Here is an 8084-nt window from a genome sequence, read left to right on the forward strand (position 1 = left end):
AAAATAAGTAAGTGGCGTCCCCAAGGGGATTCGAACCCCTGTTACCGCCGTGAAAGGGCGGTGTCCTAGGCCTCTAGACGATGGGGACACATAAATGTGTCACTAGGACAGTTGATAAGTTTAACTCACATCATGAGCTTTAAGGTAATTGCGTTTAATACAATTAAAGACTCGAGCTTTAATTGTGACGCTATTTTCTCGGTAAAACCGCCTTTAACTAATAAAAGTTAAGTGGCGTCCCCAAGGGGATTCGAACCCCTGTTACCGCCGTGAAAGGGCGGTGTCCTAGGCCTCTAGACGATGGGGACACAGAAAACTGCTACCCTAGGACAAAACACTAATTTTTGGTGGAGCCATGCGGGATCGAACCGCAGACCTCTTCACTGCCAGCGAAGCGCTCTCCCAGCTGAGCTATGGCCCCAACTTAATCAATACCCGCCGTGATAAACACATCGTGTATCGCTTAGTGCGGGGCGCATTCTATGCACCACCCAAAATAAAGTCAACAGTTTTTTACCTAGCTTTATTTAAATGGTTTAATTTTCAACAAACTGGCTATCAAGCGTGCTAAAAAATACAATTTGAATAAGATTCTAGCCCTACTGCTTATAATAACATCACTATATCGCAGCGAATACTTAACAACACCCTACTCCCCTATTTAATGCAACAAAATTGCATCAAAGCAAAGGTATACATTTATATGCAAATTGAACTTATCTAAAAACTACCAATTAAGGCCCCGCCAATCGCCTTAATCTTTTAAAAGTTACAATTGCTTATAATAACCAAAACTTAAATGTGGATTTGAGAGTACCCGCAGCCTTTACTTGCTTATTAACCAGCGTCACTCGTACTAAAAACTCGATTATTGTTTGAAGAACATTTTTTAAAGAGCATTGTAGCTTCGTAATTCTATCTACAAAACTTTAGGGCGTGCTGATCTTTGGTGGGTGAATTTTCAGCAGTATGTTTGGTTTTTAGGCAAGGCAGAGCCTATGTAGTGTGGTTATTCCCCATGAATAGGCAATAACGCCGCATAAATACCAAACACGCGCTGCCCTTTGGGTTCAATCCACAAAGGTCAACACGCCCTAGTTATATGTGATCTATTTAGTCTTAATCCGAAGGCTATTAGTGAAGTATGAGTATTTACGATTTGGCTAGGTTGGCTTATAAAAATAAAGTAAGTACAAAAATAGAGTTTAGAATGCTGAAAATAGCATTTGTTTTGGGAAGTTTAGATTAAATTCATTTTTAAAGGACCGCTCTATTCACTAAATAACTCGCCCTAATATTAATCCATCTTGCTCATAATCATAAAAACGACTCCAGTAAAAAAAACAATAAGTATCGTGAAGCTAAATTTAAGATTAATAAAATACAATTCCCTACTCACTTTTAGGAGCTTATTAGGTGCTTAATTGAACTGCAATATCAAATTTGATGATAAAATAGACTTCAACCATATCCTATTGTTTATAAAACCTTCATTCAGCACATTTTTATCATTCAAGTGTTGACACATTTTCAACTCTATCTATAATAGCGCCCCACAACAACGCAGCAATGCAATGTTGTTTAGATGTGGGTGATTAGCTCAGTTGGGAGAGCATCGCCCTTACAAGGCGAGGGTCACTGGTTCAAGTCCAGTATCACCCACCACTTTTTAATTAAAGTGTTCACATCTAAATTCTATATGGGTCCTAAGCTCAATTAGAAAATAGAGAGCATTACCGCTACTTACAAGTAACGGCGAAGTTCACTGGTTAAAGTCCAGTACTATTTATTTTAATAGTAGCGTTTTAATTTATATGTGGGTGATTAGCTCAGTTGGGAGAGCATCGCCCTTACAAGGCGAGGGTCACTGGTTCAAGTCCAGTATCACCCACCACATATAAAACCTATTATTATATAATAGTCGTGTTTTAAAATTGTAATATGGGTCGTTAGCTCAGTTACAAGAAAAGAGAGCATCACCGCCTTTTATAAAAGATGGCGAAGTTCACTGGTTAAAGTCCAGTACTATCTATATAGGTAGTAGCATGTAATATGGGTCGTTAGCTCAGTTGGGAGAGCATCGCCCTTACAAGGCGAGGGTCACTGGTTCAAGTCCAGTACGACCCACCATTTTTTAAATGGTGCATATTACAAGAAAATCTAAATGGGTCGTTAGCTCAGTTAGAAAAAAGAGAACATTACCGCTATTTACAAGTAACGGCGAGGTTCACTGGTTAAAGTCCAGTACTATTTATTTCAATAGTAGCGTTTTAATTTATATGTGGGTGATTAGCTCAGTTGGGAGAGCATCGCCCTTACAAGGCGAGGGTCACTGGTTCAAGTCCAGTATCACCCACCANCGAGGGTCACTGGTTCAAGTCCAGTATCACCCACCACATATAAAGCCTATTATTATGTTAATAGTCGCGTTTTAAAATTTAATATGGGTCGTTAGCTCAGTTGGGAGAGCATCGCCCTTACAAGGCGAGGGTCACTGGTTCAAGTCCAGTACGACCCACCATTCCTAGAATGGTGCATATTAAAATGTAATTTGGGTGATTAGCTCAGTTGGGAGAGCATCGCCCTTACAAGGCGAGGGTCACTGGTTCAAGTCCAGTATCACCCACCAAATTACATCAAGCGGTTAATTGACAACAAAGAATTAAATAACAGGCATACCTATTATATGTGGGTGATTAGCTCAGTTGGGAGAGCATCGCCCTTACAAGGCGAGGGTCACTGGTTCAAGTCCAGTATCACCCACCACATATAAATACCATCAGACAACCTCTCTAGTAATAACTCTTTCTTCGCATATTAAATACATTTAAGAACTTTATAAAAACTCAATATATAAATCGTATGTAATTAACTTAGCCGTAAGAAAAAGAGCATCGCCACCCTTTCAAATAATGGCGAGGGTCACTGGTATCAAGCCAAGTAATCACCCACCACATATAAATACCATCAGACAACTTCTCTAGTAATAACTCTTTTCCCATATTGAATACGTTTAACTCCTCTTTTTACCTTAAATACATTTCATATTTTTATTAAAATCTAAATTTCCATATCAAAGCACTCATCAAATATAGCGTTATCCATTTTACTTATTTAGTTTTTAATTATGTTATTCGGCTCAGTACTTTCGTAGTTAGATAAACGTATTAGGCAAAGTTAAGTACCTAATAAATACAGCTATCATTTAAATTCCCTTGTAAGGAGTTAAACTGTTGATTATAGTCTGTGTTAAATACAATCACGCTTAAGCCAATGCCAACTAAGATCTATTCAAAAGCCAAAATACTTATAGTAGAGGAGCAGCCACTTGCTCAAAGCTATATGAAACAATCGTTAGAAAGGCTTGGCTTTCGGCAGTTGCGCTTTGCTGATCATGCAAATTCTGCAAAAGAGCAGTGTTTAAGTGAAGAATTTGATCTAATCGTTTGCTCATTCAACTTAAATAAACACCAAGATGGCTACCAGCTTTATGAAGAGTTACGTGTAAAGCAACTCATAAAAAGCTCGACTGGCTTTATTTTTATCTCAGCAGAAACAAGTGGCTCACTCGTTCATAGTGTTCTTGAGCTGCAACCTGATGACTTTTTAGTTAAACCTTTTACAGTACAAGAGCTTAAAATACGCATTGAACGAATCTTAAAGCGTAAACACGACTTACAAACAGTGTATTCATTAATTGATGATGGTAACGATTCAAAAGCTATTAAGTTTATTGATACCGCTCTGGATAAAAAAAATAATAATTACAGCCCTATCCTACTTCGCTTAAAAGGTGATGCCTTACTTCGCTTAAAGCGCGCTCAAGATGCGAAAGACTTTTTTAAGTCTGTTCTCGACATTCAAAAATTTGCTTGGGCAAAAGTAGGCTTAGTAGAAGCACTTATAGCGAATAACGAACATATTTTGGCGCAGCGAATGCTCAAGACAATGTTAGAGCGCCAAGAAACTCGTTTAGTAGCCCTTGATTTGTTGGGCAGATTAGAAATAAAGCTAAATCAGTTTGAGCTAGCACAAAGCTTTTTAAGCCAAGCTGCAGAAATTGCACCGCGAAATATCACACGCCAAAAATCGCTAAGTAATGTGTCGCTAATTAATCACGACTACGAAAAAAGCTATTTAACTCAAAAAGATATAGCCACCTTTGCAAAACACTCAATACACGACCACCCCGATGTATATTTGAATGCAGCACGTGCAGGTATTGACTTTGCCCTAACGACTGATCAAACCGATCAAATTCAACGAATTTCTAGGCAAACCAATCAGTACATTAATGATTTAAAAAAACAGTTTCCTAATAATACAAATCAAGCTCAAATTGATGTACTTAATGCACGACTCCATTACTTAAAAGACGAGCATCAAAAAGCGAAAAAGCTAATTGAACAACTTGATGATGACGATACTCATATCCGATCGGTTGATGGCGCACTTGATAAAGCAAAAGCATTTCATGAACTGGGGTTTCATCAAAAGGCGCAAACCTTATTCACACAAATAATTAGCCACTGTGAAAGACATCCCGCAGTTAGCGACACAACTTACTTACGTTATATTCAGCAGCAACAAAGTGAGCGACGCGATATTAAAATGGGTCCAAAAGAGCTTAACAACCATGCCGTTAGTCAATTTAATAAAGGCCAATTAAATACTGCGTTGGAAGCTTTTACACAAGCGTTTAGAGTCATGCCTCGTAATCAAAGTATCGCACTTAATTTATTACAGTGCCTATTTGATTCAACTAAGCAATCTGGCAGCTCATTTAATATGGATCTTGCTAGAAGGTGCTACGCCCTTCTTGATAAAACTAAATTACAAGCAGATCAGACGCAGCGTTTAGATAAGATTTTGCACATAGCAAAAGAAATGAATTTAGATATTCAAAGCGCTAGTAAATAAAATACTAGAGCTTTTTCATTGATGCGGCATTAACGCAATAACGTAAACCCGTTGGTAATGGACCATCTGGAAAAATATGACCTAAGTGCGAATCGCACACGTTACAAACCACCTCTATGCGCTCCATACCATGACTTGTATCGCTTACATAGCCAATCGCTTCAATTGTCGCAGGTTGCGTAAATGACGGCCAACCAGTACCACTATCAAACTTCTCATCAGCATCAAACAATAGATTATCACAACAAATACACACATACTTGCCAGGTTCGAGTAATGTACAACTACCCGAGCTACCTGGGCGCTCTGTTCCCTTTTTACGTGTTACGTAATATTCATCTTCTGATAGTTGCATCCGCCACTGCTCGTCAGTTTTGACTACTTTTTTACTTGGGGTAGGATTGCCATTGGTGGCAAAGTTAATAACATCATTCCACTTCAACATAATAGCCTCATTGAATAGTTGATTAGCTATACTTTATAAAGTCATAAAAAGTACGGCTAATTATTACGTTATTTAATACACTAAAGATCAGCTAAGGAGTGTTGACAGTTTAAGACTAAAACTCGTTCAATCTTAAAGGTAATTTTCTTAGCTAAAGGTAATATTTTGTTTTTCTGAGTCGGTAAGTATTCGTTTAATAAAACTATCTAGCTCTGCTTTTTTTACAGGTAAACTAACACTCATTTGGCGCTCGTTATTACTGTAAATTATTAGCTCATCATCCTTTGTCGTTATACGTTCAATACTCTCAATAACTAACCAATCTGGACCGTGCTTTTTATCAAAAAATCCCATCAAACTAAAAAGTAATAAGTGTTGGGCGTCTCGCTGAATAAAATCCTCTAACCTGTTTCTTGATTTAAATAAAGGCGTCAACCTATAAACGCTTGAGCAAAAAACAAATACCCATAACCCAAATAACGCTTTAAACCACATAAACTCTAAAAGCTCAGTGCTAATCATTAAAATAATAAGCACAAAGCCTATTATCGATATAGCTATCGCTATTTTTTTATTTACGGCGTCCACAACTAATCCCTTTTAAGTCGCTTTTTTTCTTCTGATGCCTTTTCTGTCGGCTCAGGCCAATCATTAAAGAAAACAGTTAAATAGCGGCTTTTCACCAAATACCATAATACCCATAAAACAATCATCATTTGTACTGCTAAAAATGATGAAAATCGATAATGGCTATGCGCTGCTTGAGCACTTAACCATGTTAAATCAACAACTGCACATAAAATAAGAGGCCAGCGCATATGTCGCCATATTCTTGCTAACCTGTTGCTTGCACTGTGTGAATCTCGTGGTCTGCGTAAACAAAATAAAATAGTCGGTATTATTGCAATACTTCCAATCGTTATTGCGATAAAAAAATCATTTTTATTTTTAAAAAATAACGACATTAAATCTAGTTCAGGCCTGCGGCTTAAAGCCGCAATAACCCAAATAAAATAACTGCGTAATAGCACAAGCACACTTAAATGAAATGCAATAGGCGTACGGTAACTTCCGTACTTATCCCAATATTCTGGCCCATATCGGCTCATTGTCATTTTCCTAACCGTTATGCTTTATAAGCAACTCAATTAATTCATCTTCAGTTAGTATGTCTATGCCTAGGTCTTGTGCTTTTGTTAGTTTTGAGCCTGCTTTTTCACCCGCCACTAACGCATCTGTTTTAGCCGATACGCTACCAGACACCTTGGCACCAAGTTGTTGTAATCGTGCTTTTGCATCATTGCGATTAAGTGTATTAAGCGTACCTGTAAGTACATATGTAAGCCCAGCGAGCGGCTGTTCTTCCTCAGAAGGTGCGCTCAACGCTGGCCAATTTACACCTTGATCTATCAGCGCATTAACAACTGCTAAATTATGCTCTTCATCAAAAAAGCCACGAACATGAGCAGCGACTATTTCGCCTACATCACTTACTTGCGTTAAACTATCAATGCTGGCATTTATTATATTTTCAAGGGTTAGAAAGTGATTAGCTAAATTTTGTGCTGTCGCCTCCCCGGCTTCTCGAATACCTAATGAATATAAAAACTTAGCAAGCGTAGTGCCTTTAGCCTCTTCAAGTGCTGTTACTAAGTTTTTAGCTGACTTAGGTCCCATACGTTCAAGTGACTCAAAATGCCCCTGTTTTAAAATAAACAAATCAGCAGGCGTTTTTATAAGTTCTCTATCGACTAACTGATCAACAATCTTATCGCCAAGACCATCTATATCCAGCGCTTTGCGCGAAGCGAAGTGCTTAATAGCTTGCTTACGCTGTGCAGGACATACAAGTCCACCCGTACAACGGGCTACAGCTTCGCCTTCAACCTTTTCAACATGAGAATCACAGATTGGGCAAGTCGTCGGGAATTCAATATCTCTGGCATCATCAGGTCTGCGTTCAAGTACAACTTGTGTTATTTGTGGGATTACATCGAAGTGTCACTTTCGGTTCCGTATATCATATAGATAAAACCCTGTAATACTGGCTAAAATGAAATATATGAACAATACTTGTTCTACTTGAAAGTTTCAATAAGAAAAGTCTAATGCGATACAGCGAGCAAAAATACAAATATCTAGAAACTTACCTTGACAAAGACGTCTACCAATTGCTGTTGACCTACAATACCTCTGCAACAAAAAACGGTACAGCTACGCTTTTAAGGGTGTTATGTGTAACAGGTAAACTTCTACACCAGCCTTTAAATAACGGTGATACTGATAATTTAATTGTTGCATTGACCTATATCCGCGCTTACTTATGTAAAAAAAATTCAGCAGGTAATGCAAAAAAAATATTTACCAAATTAATTATGTTTCTTAAGTTCACAATGGAGAATGGTTTATTTCCAGAACTAACTTTCGAATCATTAACGAAGTCAATCGATTATAAATCTTTTAAACAAAATTTTGAATCTTATAAGTCTGCACTCATACCTAAAGAAATTGTTTCTCAGTTCACTGATACACTCTACCTCTGTACAGAAGAATCTAAGTTACCAAAGCCTTCTATTGAAATCGATAAAAAGCTCAAATTGTAGTGGTAGAGTAATTTTGGTCACCCATTAAGAAAGAAATGTTATGCTATTTGCATACAAATTTGGGTGAAAAAAATGACAAAATTAAACCGTGCAACGTACTCCGCTGCAATCAAATT

Annotated in this window: 5 protein-coding genes, 10 tRNA genes and 1 pseudogene; 9 read left to right on the forward strand and 7 right to left on the reverse strand. The window is 37.7% G+C overall.

The window, feature by feature from the left end:
- Positions 1–12: 12 nt before the first annotated feature.
- From I6E70_RS20320 to I6E70_RS20330, 3 genes are all read right to left on the reverse strand, one after another.
- Positions 13–88, reverse strand: a tRNA-Glu gene (locus I6E70_RS20320).
- Positions 89–232: 144 nt separating this feature from the next.
- A tRNA-Glu gene (locus I6E70_RS20325) sits at positions 233–308 on the reverse strand.
- Between the two features lie 37 nt (positions 309–345).
- Positions 346–421: transfer RNA gene (locus tag I6E70_RS20330), tRNA-Ala, on the reverse strand.
- A gap of 1168 nt (positions 422–1589) precedes the next feature.
- Between I6E70_RS20330 and I6E70_RS20335 the strand changes: the two genes are divergently transcribed.
- From I6E70_RS20335 to I6E70_RS20370, 8 genes are all read left to right on the forward strand, one after another.
- Positions 1590–1665 (forward strand) — tRNA-Val (locus I6E70_RS20335).
- A gap of 153 nt (positions 1666–1818) precedes the next feature.
- A tRNA-Val gene (locus I6E70_RS20340) sits at positions 1819–1894 on the forward strand.
- 160 nt (positions 1895–2054) lie between these two features.
- A tRNA-Val gene (locus I6E70_RS20345) sits at positions 2055–2130 on the forward strand.
- Positions 2131–2283: 153 nt separating this feature from the next.
- A tRNA-Val gene (locus tag I6E70_RS20350) sits at positions 2284–2359 on the forward strand.
- A gap of 86 nt (positions 2360–2445) precedes the next feature.
- Positions 2446–2521 (forward strand) — tRNA-Val (locus I6E70_RS20355).
- A gap of 32 nt (positions 2522–2553) precedes the next feature.
- Positions 2554–2629 (forward strand) — tRNA-Val (locus tag I6E70_RS20360).
- A 61-nt stretch (positions 2630–2690) separates the two neighbouring features.
- Positions 2691–2766: transfer RNA gene (locus I6E70_RS20365), tRNA-Val, on the forward strand.
- A 507-nt stretch (positions 2767–3273) separates the two neighbouring features.
- Entirely contained in the window at positions 3274–4920 is a 1647-nt protein-coding gene (locus I6E70_RS20370; protein ID WP_024591593.1) for a tetratricopeptide repeat-containing response regulator, read from the forward strand.
- 4 nt (positions 4921–4924) lie between these two features.
- On the opposite strand, the gene msrB is transcribed toward I6E70_RS20370, so the two are convergent.
- The 4 genes and pseudogenes from msrB to I6E70_RS20390 form a co-directional block, all read right to left on the reverse strand.
- A complete protein-coding gene (msrB, locus tag I6E70_RS20375) occupies positions 4925–5365 on the reverse strand; it encodes a peptide-methionine (R)-S-oxide reductase MsrB (protein WP_007584021.1) in 441 nt (146 codons plus the stop codon).
- A 147-nt stretch (positions 5366–5512) separates the two neighbouring features.
- Positions 5513–5953 carry a hypothetical protein gene (locus tag I6E70_RS20380; protein WP_007584019.1) on the reverse strand — a complete coding sequence of 147 codons (441 nt, stop codon included), beginning with the start codon at positions 5951–5953 and terminating at the stop codon, positions 5513–5515.
- Positions 5954–5955: 2 nt separating this feature from the next.
- Positions 5956–6474 (reverse strand): DUF2919 domain-containing protein, encoded by a 519-nt coding sequence (locus I6E70_RS20385; protein ID WP_197189486.1) that lies wholly within the window; start codon positions 6472–6474, stop codon positions 5956–5958.
- A gap of 10 nt (positions 6475–6484) precedes the next feature.
- A pseudogene (locus I6E70_RS20390) lies at positions 6485–7360 on the reverse strand (helix-hairpin-helix domain-containing protein); the annotation flags it as partial.
- A gap of 113 nt (positions 7361–7473) precedes the next feature.
- Between I6E70_RS20390 and I6E70_RS20395 the strand changes: the two are divergent.
- Complete coding sequence (locus I6E70_RS20395) at positions 7474–7968, forward strand: hypothetical protein (protein WP_197189487.1); 495 nt, start codon at positions 7474–7476, stop codon at positions 7966–7968.
- Positions 7969–8084 lie beyond the last annotated feature (116 nt).

Origin of the sequence: Pseudoalteromonas sp. NGC95 (genome assembly GCF_015864705.1) — a bacterium.
Lineage (GTDB): Bacteria > Pseudomonadota > Gammaproteobacteria > Enterobacterales > Alteromonadaceae > Pseudoalteromonas > Pseudoalteromonas arctica.